The 13528-nt window shown below is 63.0% G+C and carries 11 protein-coding genes and 1 pseudogene; 2 read left to right on the top strand and 10 right to left on the bottom strand.

Annotated features, from left to right (window positions below):
• From PQR53_RS31055 to argS, 3 genes are all read right to left on the bottom strand, one after another.
• A complete protein-coding gene (locus PQR53_RS31055; RefSeq protein ID WP_408462817.1) occupies positions 1–639 on the bottom strand; it encodes a thiol:disulfide interchange protein DsbA/DsbL in 639 nt (212 codons plus the stop codon).
• A gap of 169 nt (positions 640–808) precedes the next feature.
• Positions 809–1639, bottom strand: coding sequence for an SPOR domain-containing protein (locus PQR53_RS31050; protein ID WP_408462814.1), 831 nt, complete (start codon positions 1637–1639; stop codon positions 809–811).
• Between the two features lie 61 nt (positions 1640–1700).
• On the bottom strand, positions 1701–3491 hold the full coding sequence (argS, locus tag PQR53_RS31045) for an arginine--tRNA ligase (RefSeq protein WP_408462811.1): 1791 nt from the start codon (positions 3489–3491) through the stop codon (positions 1701–1703).
• Positions 3492–3941: 450 nt separating this feature from the next.
• Between argS and PQR53_RS31040 the strand changes: the two genes are divergently transcribed.
• A complete protein-coding gene (locus PQR53_RS31040; RefSeq protein ID WP_408462808.1) occupies positions 3942–4268 on the top strand; it encodes a DUF1840 domain-containing protein in 327 nt (108 codons plus the stop codon).
• A gap of 187 nt (positions 4269–4455) precedes the next feature.
• On the opposite strand, the gene PQR53_RS31035 is transcribed toward PQR53_RS31040, so the two are convergent.
• From PQR53_RS31035 to PQR53_RS31005, 7 genes and pseudogenes are all read right to left on the bottom strand, one after another.
• Positions 4456–4665: an acid-shock protein gene (locus PQR53_RS31035; protein WP_408462805.1), complete on the bottom strand. Its 210-nt coding sequence runs from the start codon at positions 4663–4665 to the stop codon at positions 4456–4458.
• A gap of 158 nt (positions 4666–4823) precedes the next feature.
• Positions 4824–7541: a methionine synthase gene (gene metH / locus PQR53_RS31030; RefSeq protein ID WP_408462802.1), complete on the bottom strand. Its 2718-nt coding sequence runs from the start codon at positions 7539–7541 to the stop codon at positions 4824–4826.
• 85 nt (positions 7542–7626) lie between these two features.
• Positions 7627–8697, bottom strand: coding sequence for a homocysteine S-methyltransferase family protein (locus PQR53_RS31025; RefSeq protein ID WP_408462799.1), 1071 nt, complete (start codon positions 8695–8697; stop codon positions 7627–7629).
• 263 nt (positions 8698–8960) lie between these two features.
• Complete coding sequence (locus tag PQR53_RS31020; protein ID WP_007179533.1) at positions 8961–9218, bottom strand: BTH_I0359 family protein; 258 nt, start codon at positions 9216–9218, stop codon at positions 8961–8963.
• 118 nt (positions 9219–9336) lie between these two features.
• Positions 9337–9915: pseudogene (locus PQR53_RS31015) on the bottom strand (alpha/beta fold hydrolase); the annotation flags it as partial.
• Positions 9916–9931: 16 nt separating this feature from the next.
• Positions 9932–11335 (bottom strand): DUF3108 domain-containing protein, encoded by a 1404-nt coding sequence (locus PQR53_RS31010; protein ID WP_408462796.1) that lies wholly within the window; start codon positions 11333–11335, stop codon positions 9932–9934.
• Positions 11336–11391: 56 nt separating this feature from the next.
• A complete protein-coding gene (locus PQR53_RS31005; RefSeq protein WP_408462793.1) occupies positions 11392–12279 on the bottom strand; it encodes an IclR family transcriptional regulator in 888 nt (295 codons plus the stop codon).
• 136 nt (positions 12280–12415) lie between these two features.
• Here PQR53_RS31005 and PQR53_RS31000 point away from each other — a divergent pair, with 136 nt between their 5' ends.
• On the top strand, positions 12416–13399 hold the full coding sequence (locus PQR53_RS31000) for a fumarylacetoacetate hydrolase family protein (RefSeq protein WP_408462790.1): 984 nt from the start codon (positions 12416–12418) through the stop codon (positions 13397–13399).
• The last annotated feature ends 129 nt before the right edge of the window (positions 13400–13528 follow it).

Below are 13528 nucleotides of genomic sequence, written 5' to 3'. Positions count from 1 at the left end.
TTACATCTTCTTGGCGCGAACCTGCTGCACCAGGTAGTCGAGTACCTGGATCGTGCCCGGCAGGCTGTTGGTCGCGGCCGGGCCGGTTTCATACTTGCCCTGCACGGCCAGCGTCGGCACGCCGTCGATCTTGTAGTCGTCGAGCAGCTTCTTGTCTTTTTGCAGCGCGCTTTGCGTGGAGAACGAGTTGTACGCGTCCATGTACTTCTTCGGATCGACACCGTTCTTCGCGAGGAATTTGCTCTGATCTTCCGGCGTCAACAGGTAGTCCTTGTTGACGTGGATTTCATTGAAGACCTTCGGCGTGAGTTGGTTCGCAAGGCCGAGTGCGTCGAGCGCGTGGTACATCTTCGAGTGCGGAATGAAGTCGTCGCGGAAGGCAACCGGCACGCGCTTGAACACCACGTCCGGAGCCTGCTTCTTCACCCATGCCTCGAGGAACGGGTCGAATTCATTGCAGTGCGGGCAACCGTACCAGAAGAATTCGGTGACTTCGATCTTGCCGGCCGGCACGTCTGTAGGTTGCGGCGTGGGCAGCACGGTGTAGTCCTTGCCGGAAACCGGTGCGGCCGGCGATGCATACGCCGTGGCAGCTACCAGGCCCAGCGAGAGGAACAGAATGCTCAGCAGTTTTTTCATGTGTTGTCGATCCAAGTAGGCGGTAAAGCGGTGGCGCCACGCAATGCCCGTCACCGTTTCCAGATTCGGCGTTAGACGCTCTAGTCGTCCGTTGTGCTTGTGACACGCGCCGCACGCCGATAGTTCGGCGGCGGCGCGTCCCTGCAAATCACCGTTGTTTATTGTTGGTTTATTGCTTCGTGAAGCGAATCACTGCGGTATCCACGCCCGCGTCGGACAGACGCTGACGGCTCGAATTCATGTCCTCGAACTTCGAGAACGGCCCGATGCGCACACGGTAGTACGTCACGCCACCTGCATCGCGCTGCGTAACCTTCGATTCGAAGCCCTGGAAGGCGAGACGCGCACGCTGCTGCTCGGCATCGGCCGAAGTCTTGTAGGCGCCCACTTGCAGGAAGTACCCGGTGTTCGCATCACCCGGTGCCGGCGCCGCGCCCGAACCCGGCTTGGCGTTGGCAGCCGCGGTGGCCGACGTGTTCTTCGGCGCTGAACCTGCCGCGGTGGCCGTGGGTGCGCTGGAGGCCTGCGGCTTTTTCGCCGGCACGGTGGCCGTGCCGTTGTCGTTTTCCGGCGCGGGTTTCGGTGCGACTGCCGTACCGTTCGCATTGCCACCTGTGTTTCCGTTTGCCGGCGGCACTTCGACGATCTGCGGTTCTTCCAGCATGCCGGACTGCGTCTGCGAGTTGGTCTGACCCGGTGCGGTGTTCGGCGGCGCCGGTTGCGCGGCTTGCGGCACCGGCAGGCCCGGCGTCTTGCCTTGCAGCGGACGGTTCGGGTCGTATTGCTGCGCCTGGCTCGCGCCAGTGTCGGGCGTGGCGGGCGGCGCGACCTTCGAGACGAACGGCGTGGGAGCACGGGTGATATACAGCGCCACCACTACCGCGATCGCGAGACCGACGATCAGGCCCAGCACGATGCCGAGAAAAGTCCCCCCGGTTTGTTTCGATTGCGATTGCTTTGTTGTGCGGCGTGGTTTTGCCATCGTATGAATCACCTGCAAAAAGAATCCTGGAACGGCCGTCGATTATAACGACGGCCGCATGCATGTTACGCCGGAGGACTTACATCTTGACGGGAGCGGAGACGCCGATCGTCGCGAGACCGTTGGCCAGCACCTGGCGCGTGGCCGCAAGCAGCGCGACGCGCGCATTGCGCTCGGCGGCGTCGTCGACCAGCACGCGTTCGGCTCTGTCATTGTAGAACGAGTGGAATTCCCCGGCGAGGTCGCGCAGATAGAACGCGACCGCGTGCGGCGCGAGTTCGTCGGCGGCGTGTTCCAGCATGTCCGGGAACTCGGCGAGCTTGTTCAACAGGGCCATGGCGCGTTCGCTGGTGAGCGGCGAGACGTCCACCTCCGCCAGCGTGGTTTCGTCCGTGTTGTAGCGCGCCTTGCATTCGGCGATGACCGAGCAGATTCGTGCATGCGCATACTGCACGTAGTGCACCGGATTTTCGTCGTTCTGTTTCAACGCCAGGTCGATGTCGAACACGAATTCCGTATCGGCCTTGCGCGAAATCAGGAAGAAGCGCACTGCGTCACGGCCGCGGCGAATCGTCTCCTCGTCGATCAGGTCGACGGCGGCTTCCGAACCCGGCGTCGCGCCGCCCGACCATTCGATCAGGTCGCGCACCGTCACATAACTGCCGGCGCGTTTCGAGATCTTCACTTCTTCGCCGTTGCGCATCACCGTGACCATCTTGTGCAGGATGTAGTCCGGATAGCCCTTCGGAATGCCGATGCCCAGACCTTGCAGGCCGGCGCGCACGCGCGCGATCGTGCCGTGGTGGTCCGAGCCCTGAACGTTGATGACCTTGGTGAAGCCGCGTTCCCACTTGGCGACGTGATACGCGACGTCCGGCACGAAGTACGTGTAGGTGCCGTCGCTCTTGCGCATCACGCGGTCTTTGTCGTCGCCGTCGTCGGTGGTGCGCAGCCACAGCGCACCTTCCTGTTCGTAGGTCTTGCCGGCGGCGACCAGCGACGCGACGGTTTTCTCGACGCGGCCTTCCTTGTACAGCGACGACTCCAGGTAGTACTGGTCGAACTTCACGCCGAAGGCCTGCAAGTCCATGTCCTGCTCGCGGCGCAGGTAGGCGACCGCGAAGCGGCGGATCGCTTCGAGATCTTCGACGTCGCCCGCGCCCGTGACGGGCTCGCCGTCGCTCGCCGCAACGGTGGCGCCATTCAGATAGTCTTTCGCGATATCGGCGATGTACTCGCCGTTGTACGCCGAAGCGGGCCAGCCTTCGTCGCCAGGGGCGATGCCGCGGGCACGTGCCTGGGTGGACACGGCGAGCGTGTGAATCTGCACACCGGCGTCGTTGTAATAGAACTCGCGGTGCACGTCATAGCCTTGCGAGGCCAGCACGTTCGAGAGCGCGTCGCCGAGCGCGGCCTGGCGGCCGTGGCCGACGTGCAGCGGACCGGTCGGATTGGCCGAGACGAATTCGATCAGCACATGCTTGCCGGCGTCGCGCCGCGAGCGGCCGAACGCATCCTTTTCAGCGAATACGGCGGCGATCACCGCCTGCTTGGCGGCCGCCGCGAGGCGCAGGTTGATGAAGCCGGGACCGGCCACTTCGGCGGCTTCCACGAGACCCTTGGCCTGCGGCTGCGCAAGCAGCGCGTCGACGATCTGTTGCGCCAGCTGGCGCGGGTTGGCGCGCAGCGGCTTGGCGAGTTGCATGGCCACATTGCAGGCGACGTCGCCATGCGCGGCGACCTTGGGACGCTCAAGCGTAATGGTGGGCGAGACGAAGGCGGCTTCGCTCGCGCCCTGGGACGCTTGCGCCACTTGCTTCACCGTGTCGGCGAGCAGTGTTTCGAGGGTATGTTTATGTGCGGGCAGCATGCTTGTTGCGAGTCCAGTGAGGCAATCCGGTGATGCGGAAGAGGCGCCGGCCGCGCGCGAGGCGCAACCGATTCGTCAGAAGCGTGGAAAGCGGCGATACACCCGCCGGGACGCGCCGAGGCACATTGGGCCGTCATCGGGCACGTTGCGTGCAACGCAGTTAGCGCGGTGCGCGGCGACATGACGAGACGCTTGCTGCTGCGGTTTGGCGCGGCGGCATGTGGGTTGCGGCCAACCGGGCCGGCCATGCCGCCTGCGTTACGCCGCGCGCAGTGCATTGCGGCGCGCTTTTCCGTCCAGACGGATTTTAGCAGGTGCTAATATGTTCAATGAGATGCCCAACAAGGGCCGTGGCCGCCGTGTCTGATCGGCGCGTCAACGTAACGCGCGCCGGCCGCCGATTTCGGGCTGCCCGAGCGTCAATCAAACATAACGAAAAAGGGAACAGTCATGTTGATTACTTTCAAATGTCGGGCCTGCCCGGACGTGATGATGCTGGAGAATCTTGCCCAGTACCTCGTCGGCATCGTCGGCAAGCGGCTGGGTGAACGTGGTGTGATTACCCATGACGAACTTGCTGCTGCGATCACCAAACTCGAGGCGGCGATCCACGTCGACAAACAGGAACGTGCCGAGCACGACGGCCATTTCCACGAAGGCGAAGAGGGCCGCGAACATCATGAAATTCCGCCGGGACTCGCGCAGCGCGCGTATCCGTTCCTGGACATGCTGCGTGCCGCGCAGAAGGAAAACGCGGATATCGTGTGGGGTTTGTGATTCTGCAGCAGCCCGCGCGCCGGGGCGTCCGCCACGCCGGCACAGGGCTGCAGCGCTGAACTCCGGAGCTCAGCCGAAGCGTAGTCAGCCTGCCTTGAACCCATTTTGCCGCACCCATGAAAAGAGCCCGCACTGAGCGGGCTCTTTGTCATTTACCGGCCTGAATCGACCGGCGTGGCCGCCGTGCTCACTGGCTGGCGGCGTCCGCCGGGGCGGCCACCGGAGCCGACGCACCCTTCTTCATTTTCTTCTTCTTCGGTTTCTTGACGTGCTTCGCGACCGGCGGCGAATACGAACTGACCGCACTGGAACCCGCCGGCGCGGCCGGTTGAGCCTGCGCGACCGAAGCGCCTGCGGCGAGCGAAACAGCAGTCAATAACAGCGTCAGCTTCTTCATACGATTCTCTCCGTTGACGATTGCAATTAGATAAGCCGACGCGTTTTGGCCGCGTCTGGCGGGTTGAAACCATTTTCAGTCTACAAAGCCGAAAATTACGCTGCCGCAAATATTCAGCCTATCTCGCCCGATATAGTAGGTTTCCCGCCCAGCAAGGCTTACAGCAAAGGCGCCAAGGCTCGTTCAGCGTCTGCTTTCGACAGCGACATGCGGTTTGCGTAATCTTCCAACTGGTCCTGGCCGATCTTGCCGACCGAGAAATAGGTGCTGTCCGGATGCGCCAGATAGAAGCCTGAGACGCTTGCCGCCGGCAGCATGGCGAGCGATTCCGTCACGCTCATGCCGATTTCGGTGGCTTGCAGCACGTCGAACATGTCGCGCTTCACGAGGTGATCCGGGCAGGCCGGGTAGCCCGGCGCCGGGCGGATGCCACGGTATTTTTCGGCGATCAGGTCTTCGTTCGAGAGCGTTTCCGCATTCGCGAAGCCCCACAGGTCGCGGCGCACGCGCGCATGCAGTGCTTCGGCGAAGGCTTCGGCGAAGCGGTCGGCGAGCGCCTTCAGCATGATCGCGCTGTAGTCGTCGTGATCCTTTTCGAACTGCTTTTCCTTCACGTCCACACCGAGACCGGCCGTGACCGCGAACATGCCGATGTAATCGGCCACGCCCGAATCCTTCGGCGCGATGAAGTCGGCGAGCGACCGGTTCGGCCGCATCACGCCGTCCACCACCGGCCGCACGCTTTGCTGGCGCAGGTTGCGCCACGTGAGCGCCACTTCCGAGCGGGATTCGTCCGTGTAGATTTCGATGTCGTCGTCGTTCACCGTGTTGGCCGGCAGCAGCGCGATCACGCCGTTGGCTTGCAGCCAGCGGCCCTGGATCAGGCGCGAGAGCATCGACTTGCCGTCCGAAAACACGCGGCGCGCCGATTCGCCGACGATCTCGTCGTTCAGGATCGCCGGGTACGGGCCGGCAAGGTCCCAGGTCTGGAAGAACGGAGCCCAGTCGATGTAGTTCGCCAGCTCGCTCAGATCGAAGTTCTTGAACACGCGGCGGCCGATGAACTTCGGCTTGACTGGCTGGTAGCCGGTCCAATCGACCTTGGTCTTGTTCGCGCGGGCTTCGGCGAGCGTGACCATCGGCAGGGCTTTCTTGTTGGCGTGTTGAAGGCGGATACGGTCGTAGTCGGCCTTCAGGTCGTCCACGTATCGGGCCGCGCCTTCGTCGGACAGCAGGCTCGACGCCACGGAAACCGAGCGCGATGCATCCGGCACGTACACCACCGGACCTTCGTAATGCGGCGCGATCTTCACGGCGGTGTGCACGCGCGAGGTCGTCGCGCCGCCGATCAGCAGTGGAATCTTCTTCACGCGGAAGTAGTCGTCGCGCTGCATTTCCGAGGCGACGTAGGCCATCTCTTCGAGGCTCGGCGTAATGAGCCCCGAGAGGCCGATGATGTCCGCGCCCTCGACCTTTGCCCTGGCGAGAATGTCGTTGCACGACACCATCACGCCCATGTTGACCACTTCGAAGTTATTGCACTGAAGCACCACCGAGACGATGTTCTTGCCGATGTCGTGCACGTCGCCCTTCACGGTGGCGATGACGATCTTGCCCTTCGCGCGCACGTCGGCGCCGGCTTCGGCGAGCAGCTTCTTTTCTTCCTCGATGTACGGGATCAGATGCGCGACGGCCTGCTTCATCACACGCGCCGACTTCACGACTTGCGGCAGGAACATCTTGCCCTGACCGAACAGGTCGCCGACCACATTCATGCCGTCCATCAGCGGGCCTTCGATCACGTTGATCGGACGGCCGCCGGCTGCGGCGATCTTCGCGCGCACTTCCTCGGTGTCTTCGACGATGAAGTTGGTGATGCCGTGCACCAGCGCATGCGACAGACGCTTCTCGACGGGCTGGTTACGCCATTCGAGGTTCTCTTCCTTCTTCGCGGCGCCGGTCTTGAACTTGTCGGCAATTTCCAGCAGACGATCGGTGCCGTCTTCACGGCGGTTCAGCACGACGTCTTCAACACGCTCGCGCAGTTCCGGATCGAGATCGGCATACACGCCGAGCTGCCCCGCGTTGACGATGCCCATGTCCATCCCCGCCTGAATCGCGTGATAGAGGAACACGGTGTGAATCGCCTCGCGCACCGGATCGTTGCCGCGGAACGAGAACGACACGTTCGAGACCCCGCCGCTGATCTTCGCGTACGGCAGGTTTTCCTTGATCCAGCGCGTGGCGTTGATGAAGTCGACCGCGTAGTTGTTGTGCTCTTCGATGCCCGTCGCAATCGCGAAGATGTTCGGATCGAAGATGATGTCTTCCGGGGGGAAACCGACTTCGTTCACGAGGAAATCGTAGGAGCGCTTGCAGATCTGCGTCTTGCGTTCGTACGTGTCTGCCTGGCCTTGCTCGTCGAAGGCCATCACCACCGCGGCCGCACCGTAACGGCGGATCAGGTTCGCGTGATGGCGGAACGCTTCTTCGCCTTCCTTCAGCGAGATCGAATTGACGATTGCCTTGCCTTGCACGCACTTCAGACCGGCTTCGATCACGTCCCATTTCGACGAGTCGATCATGATCGGCACGCGCGCGATGTCCGGTTCCGACGCGATCAGATTCATGAAGCGGACCATTGCCGCTTTCGAATCGAGCATGGCCTCGTCCATGTTGACGTCAATGATCTGGGCGCCGTTTTCGACCTGCTGCCGCGCGACCGCGATCGCGTCGTCGAACTGGTCGTTCAGGATCATTCGCGCGAACGCTTTCGAACCGGTCACGTTGGTGCGCTCACCGACGTTGATGAAGAGCGTCCCGGACGTGACGTTGAACGGCTCGAGGCCGGAAAGGCGCATGGTGTGATCGGTCATGGCGTAGGTGCGGTTCGGTTGCGTGCGGTTACGTGCGTCGGGTTCGATCGCGCGAGAGGGGCGGCTCGGGATCGAGCCGCCGGACTCAGGCTGCGTCGCGGTATTGAGTTGGCCACTGGCGCGGCTTTACTTCGGCCAGCGCCTTGGCAATCGCCGCAATATGCTCCGGCGTCGTGCCGCAACATCCGCCGGCGATATTCACGAGCCCCGCCTGCGCGAACTCCTTCAGCAATCCCGACGTATCTGCCGGCAATTCGTCGAAGCCCGTGTCGCTCATCGGATTCGGCAGACCGGCGTTCGGATAGCACGACACATAGGTGTCGCACAGCTTGGCCAGTTCCGCGATGTACGGGCGCATCAGCGCAGCGCCCAACGCGCAGTTCAGACCGAACGTGAGCGGCTTCGCATGACGCAGCGAGTTCCAGAAGGCCTCGACGGTTTGTCCCGAGAGAATCCGGCCCGATGCATCGGTGACGGTGCCCGAGATCATGATCGGCAGACGCTCGCCGGTGTCTTCGAACAGTTCGTCCAGCGCGAACAGCGCGGCCTTGGCATTGAGCGTGTCGAAGATCGTTTCGACGAGAAACAGATCGCAGCCGCCGTCGAGCAGTGCCTTCGCCTGCTCGTAATACGCGGCGCGCAGTTCGTCAAAGGTCACGTTGCGCGCGCCCGGATCGTTTACGTCAGGGGAAATGCTCGCCGTTTTCGGCGTCGGTCCGATCGCGCCGGCGACAAAGCGTGGCTTGTCGGGCGTCGAGTATTTGTCGCAGACGGCGCGCGCCAGCTTCGCCGATTCGAGATTCATCTCGACGGCGAGCTCTTCCATCCCGTAGTCGGCCTGCGCAACCGTGGTGGCGCCGAACGTGTTGGTCTCGAGGATGTCCGCGCCCGCCGCGAGATACTGCTCGTGAATCTCGCTGATGATCTGCGGCTGGGTGATCGACAGCAACTCGTTGTTGCCTTTGATGTCGCGCCCATAGTCCTTGAAGCGCTCGCCACGATAGCGGGCTTCGTCGAGTTTGTAGCGCTGGATCATCGTGCCCATTGCGCCGTCCAGGATCAGGATGCGTGACTTGAGCAGCGCGGGCAGCGCCGCGCCGCGCGTGTAGGCGGCGTCGGGGCGGACTGGCGTGGCGGTATGAGCAGGCTGGTTCATGGCGGACGTGGGCTTTCGCCGACTTTTTGGGTTTTCGGGAAACCCCTCATTGTAGCCGCTGCGGGGTGGTTTCGCCGGGCGCGGGCCGGGAAGGGGCGTGGCTTTGGCCGTCATGGCATGACCCGGCCAGCAAAGAAAACGGCCCAGCGAGGTGAAAACCTGCTGGGCCGCGTTACTCCTGCTGACCGACTTGTAAAAGCCGCCGGCTGAGCCGGTCGGCGCGGTCGATGTATGTCGCCAAACCGTTACGCCAAACCCTTCAGTTAGTGAAGAATCACCGGTTGATGCATCAAGCTGTCGAACTGCCCGAGGAATTCGTCTACCTCGTCCAGTGACGGTTCCTCTTCGATCAACTTTTGCACATGCTCGCGGAAACGCGCCGCCATTGCGCCGTCAATGTAGATTTCGCGCTGCATGTTTTTGTCGACGATCTCGTAGCCACCCGACTTCATGGCCAGCGGACCTTCCTGTGGCGGGAACTCGACGACACAATAGTTGGGGCTGTTATAGATCATTTGCATGGCGACACTCCTTATTTCCGTTGGCTCCTGGCCATTCCTGCGCCATAGGTGGAGCTTGTGGTGTGGAATTCAAGGGGTGGGTCCGGATTGACGCTTGTAAAAGTTCCGAACCTACCGGTTAGACCGGCCTTTCAAGAAACGTTTCAAGCAGTGCAGCAAAACGGTGAGATTGCTCGATGGACGCAAGATGAGCGGCCTCGAGCAGTTCGAATTGCGCGCCTTTCGATGGCGTCTGCTATTGCCTGCGTAGCAGCAGGTGGCGTGCCCGTGTCGTGACGGCCCGCCACGGCCAACGTCGGGCGACGGATTGTTCCCAGCTTACTGCGTACGTGGAAATCGCGCAGTGCTTCGCACGCTATGGCGTAGCCTTCTGACAACGTATGGCTTGGCACGGCACGGATCTGCTCGACTGCTTCGGGATGCGCGGCGTGAAAATCTGGCGTCAGTCAGCGGCTCAATGTCGCGGGGATCAGGGATGCCACGCCCTTCGTGCGCGCTGCCGCTGCGCGTTGATCCCATACCACGCGGGCCTCAGGCGAGATTACGCCAGCGGTGTCGGCAAGGGGGGTGTATCGATGCGCGATGGATGGTCCAGTGCGAATTGCTGCGCGCTTATGCCGCGCATCGGCATGCCGACGAGATGCGTAGCGGGTGCGTCGAATGCATCGAGCAACGCGGCGAGATCATTGAACAGATCGAGACCCTGCTCGAGGTCAGGGTTTTTCGGGCAGATTGCCGGGAACGGTCGAATCGACCGGTGAGGCGGGGGCGGTTTCGGACGTATTTGCGGGGGCGTTGGCGGGGGACTGGATCGCCGAATTGGCTGAAGGATTACCGCCGTTATCGGTGCTGCCCAGGCCGCTGGAGCCCGCAGAACCAGCAGAGCCAGCAGAGCCAGCAGAACTAGCAGAACCAGCAGAACCAGCAGAACCAGCAGAACCAGCAGAACCAGCAGAACCGCTGCTGCCATCAGCTCCAGTGGCCGGACTGCCGACGTCGTCCGCATTGAGCTGGCCGCGCCACACCAGTTCGAATTCCGCGCCGTTCGGCTCGGTCTGCATGATTCGCGCGGGCAGCCAGCCGAGCGACGGCGCGAGCCATACGTCGATGCGGCGTAGATCGCCGTCATGGCGCGGCAAGCGTTTGAAGTGGCGCGTCTCGAGGTAGCCCTGCGCGGTGCGGATCGTCTCGTCGCCGATCGTCTCGACGGGCCAGTTCTCGCCACTGTCGTTATCGACTACGAAGAATTGCCGCGTCACGCCCGGCTTGTAGGCGGCGGGGTCGCCGCGCACGAGGCTGGCGAGTTGCATCACCATGCTGAAACGGTCTTGCGCGCCGTCGGGCAGCGGCAGCGAGGCCGGTGTCCGCGTGAAGGCGATCTTTTTGTCGGTCCGATTGAAAATCGCCACGTCTTCCGGACGATGGCCGCGCTTTTCGATGTATTGATCCGGCGCGAGGCCGAATGCGTCGATGCGGCCATGGCTCGAATACACGAACGTGCCGACGAACGGCAGCGGTACCGAGACGACCATCTCGTAGCTCTGGGCGTTGCTCGTCCAGTGGATCGTGCCCGGCTGATTGCGCACGCCGTTGTAGAACGTGTCGTAAGCCAGTTCGCCGGATGGCGGCACCGAGAATTTCACGCCCGCTGACGCCTGGGGCGCGCTGGCGGCGGCAGGGGCGCTGGCTGCGCCGGTGGCGCTTGCGGCCGCGTTGGCGTTGACATCGGGAGGGCTCGCTGCGGTCGATGCGCTCGCGGCGGCCTCCGATGCGGCCATGTCCGCGGGAGCCTGCTTTGCCGGTTGCATCGCCGTGAGCACATGTTCACGCGGCTTGCTCGCGGTGGCTTTATGCGCTGGGGCTGGCGTCGCCGGTTGCGGCACGGCGGCGGGTTTGCGCTCGATGCGTTCGGGTGTCAGCAGTGCGACCTGCACGGGGACGCGTTCGTTGTCCGACGGATTCAGCGTCGCGCGGTTGCGCTCCACCCATTGCGCCGCAATCCAGTGCAAGACGGCCACCACCAGCAGAACCGCAAGCCATCGCCACACCCGCAAATCGGCTCGCGGCCCGGCGGGCGGCGTGCGATCAGAGCGGCGTGTGGCGGAAGGTGAGGACATGGGCAAATCAATTCGAAAAGGACGGTTGGTAACGCGGCCATCAGCACATCAGCACATCAGCGCGGCGCCTTGCTAAACCCGAGCTCGTACGAAAGCTTTTGCGCACATTCGCGCAGCGCTGTATCGATCTCGCCACCCCAACGGATATCGAACGCGCCTTCGTGACCGAGCGCGACCAGGCCGAGCGCCAGATCACCGGTCGAGTCGAACACCGGCATGCAGAACGCGTGGATGGTCGGCAGCAACATGCCTTCCACGCGCGCCGCTTCGTGCTGCCTCACGTCGGTCAGCACCCGTTCGACCTCTTCTCGCGTGCGCGGGCCCACCATGTGCGACGAACGGCGCGAATCGGCCAGTTCACGCTCCAGCATCGCGGCGGTCTTGCTCGACGGCAGATAGGCGGCAAACAGCAGACCGGTGGCGGAGCTGAGCAGCGGCATCACGTCGCCGAGCTTGAGCGATGCCTTGGCGGGATGGCTCGATTCCATCCAGTGAACCATCGTTGGCCCCTGGTTGCCCCACACCGCGATGCCCACCGTCAGATCAAGCCGGTCGCGCAGTTCGGCAAGCGCAATTCGCGCGAGTTTCACGCCATCGACGCGGGCAAGCCGCGCGAGCCCCAATTGCAACGCGAAGCCACCCAGTTCGTAGCGGCCCGACAGCGGATCCTGCGCCACGACGCCAAGGCGCAGGAAACTCACGAGGTAGCGGTGTGCTTTCGCAGGACTCATGCCCGCACGTTGCGCCAGATCGCGCAGCATCATTGCGCGCGGTTCGTGGGTCAGCACCTCGAGTAATCTGAAGCCGACTTCGATCGACTGAATGCCGGAGCGCAGCTTTTCCTCGCCGGTCTCGACGCTTTCGTCATCGGATTCGGGTGCTTCGAGCGGTTCAACGGGGCCGGTGTCGGTACGGATCGCGCCGGAGCGGGCAATTGGAGGCATGAGCGAGGCGCGGGAGCGCGTTCAAAAGACAGTGAGAAAGGAGTCGGGCGGGGCTACCCAGCAACGGCACTTGGGTCGCGCCGATTCACCATCGTAGAATAGATTCCTTCTATCGTCACTAACGGTTCACTCCTCTATGAAACTTGCCACGCTGAAGGACGGCACGCGCGACGGTCAGCTGATCGTCGTGTCCCGCGACCTGCACACCGCGGCCGTCGCCGACGCGATCGCGCCCACCATGCAGCGCGTGCTCGACGACTGGACCTTCTACGCGCCGCAACTGCAGGACCTGTACGACGCGCTCAACCAGGGCCGTGCGCGCAACACTTTCCCCTTCGATGCCAGGGAATGCATGGCGCCGCTGCCGCGCGCGTTCCAATGGGCCGACGGTTCGTCGTACGTGAACCATGTAGAGCTGGTGCGCCGCGCGCGTGGCGCGGAAATGCCGCCGGAATTCTGGACCGATCCGCTGATGTATCAAGGTGGCAGCGACGACTTCATCGGCCCGAAAGACGACGTACTGTGCGCATCTGAAGAATTCGGTATCGACTTCGAAGCGGAACTCGCCGTGATCACCACCGACGTGCCGATGGGCGCCACGCCCGATCAGGCACTCAGGAGCGTGCGTCTGGTGACGCTCGTCAACGACGTCTCGCTGCGCAATCTGATCCCCGCCGAACTCGCGAAGGGCTTCGGCTTTTTCCAGAGCAAGCCGGCCACCTCGTTTGCGCCGGTCGCGGTGACGCCTGACGAGCTCGGCGAGAGCTGGCGCGAAGGGCGCGTGCATCGGCCGATGATCGTCCACTGGAACAACAGGAAGGTCGGCCAGCCGGACGCCGGCACCGACATGGTGTTCCACTTCGGCCAACTGATCTCGCATGCGGCGAAAACGCGCAACCTGCGCGCCGGCGCGATTGTCGGCTCGGGTACCGTATCGAACAAGGATGCGAAACGCGGCTACTGCTGTATCGCTGAAAAACGCTGCCTGGAGACCATCGAGCACGGCGCGCCGCAGACCGAATTCATGAAGTTCGGCGATACCGTGAGAATCGAAATGTTCGACGAAGCAGGCAAGTCGATTTTCGGTTCGATCGATCAGGGCATCGCGCCGCTGGATTGAGGCGCCGGTTTTTGCGCGGTACGCGGCGTCGAGATCGCACCCCACACGCGAAAGGGTTTCGCCCGATGCCGCCGCCACTACGCGCCGCTACACTGACTGGCGCGGCGGCGGCCTCGGGGTAATGGTTGT

Source organism: Paraburkholderia fungorum (assembly GCF_046027605.1).
GTDB lineage: Bacteria > Pseudomonadota > Gammaproteobacteria > Burkholderiales > Burkholderiaceae > Paraburkholderia > Paraburkholderia fungorum_F.
The sequence above is the reverse complement of the archived record's forward strand: the minus strand, read 5'-3'. Positions and strand labels throughout refer to the sequence as shown.

What these genes read in the sequence shown, in the direction of transcription:
- PQR53_RS31055 (WP_408462817.1), bottom strand. Translation starts at nt 639, where the DNA reads ATGAAAAAACTGCTGAGCATTCTGTTCCTCTCGCTGGGCCTGGTAGCT.
- argS (WP_408462811.1), bottom strand. Translation starts at nt 3,491, where the DNA reads ATGCTGCCCGCACATAAACATACCCTCGAAACACTGCTCGCCGACACG.
- PQR53_RS31040 (WP_408462808.1), top strand. Translation starts at nt 3,942, where the DNA reads ATGTTGATTACTTTCAAATGTCGGGCCTGCCCGGACGTGATGATGCTG.
- PQR53_RS31035 (WP_408462805.1), bottom strand. Translation starts at nt 4,665, where the DNA reads ATGAAGAAGCTGACGCTGTTATTGACTGCTGTTTCGCTCGCCGCAGGC.
- metH (WP_408462802.1), bottom strand. Translation starts at nt 7,541, where the DNA reads ATGACCGATCACACCATGCGCCTTTCCGGCCTCGAGCCGTTCAACGTC.
- PQR53_RS31025 (WP_408462799.1), bottom strand. Translation starts at nt 8,697, where the DNA reads ATGAACCAGCCTGCTCATACCGCCACGCCAGTCCGCCCCGACGCCGCC.
- PQR53_RS31020 (WP_007179533.1), bottom strand. Translation starts at nt 9,218, where the DNA reads ATGCAAATGATCTATAACAGCCCCAACTATTGTGTCGTCGAGTTCCCG.
- PQR53_RS31010 (WP_408462796.1), bottom strand. Translation starts at nt 11,335, where the DNA reads ATGTCCTCACCTTCCGCCACACGCCGCTCTGATCGCACGCCGCCCGCC.
- PQR53_RS31005 (WP_408462793.1), bottom strand. Translation starts at nt 12,279, where the DNA reads ATGCCTCCAATTGCCCGCTCCGGCGCGATCCGTACCGACACCGGCCCC.
- PQR53_RS31000 (WP_408462790.1), top strand. Translation starts at nt 12,416, where the DNA reads ATGAAACTTGCCACGCTGAAGGACGGCACGCGCGACGGTCAGCTGATC.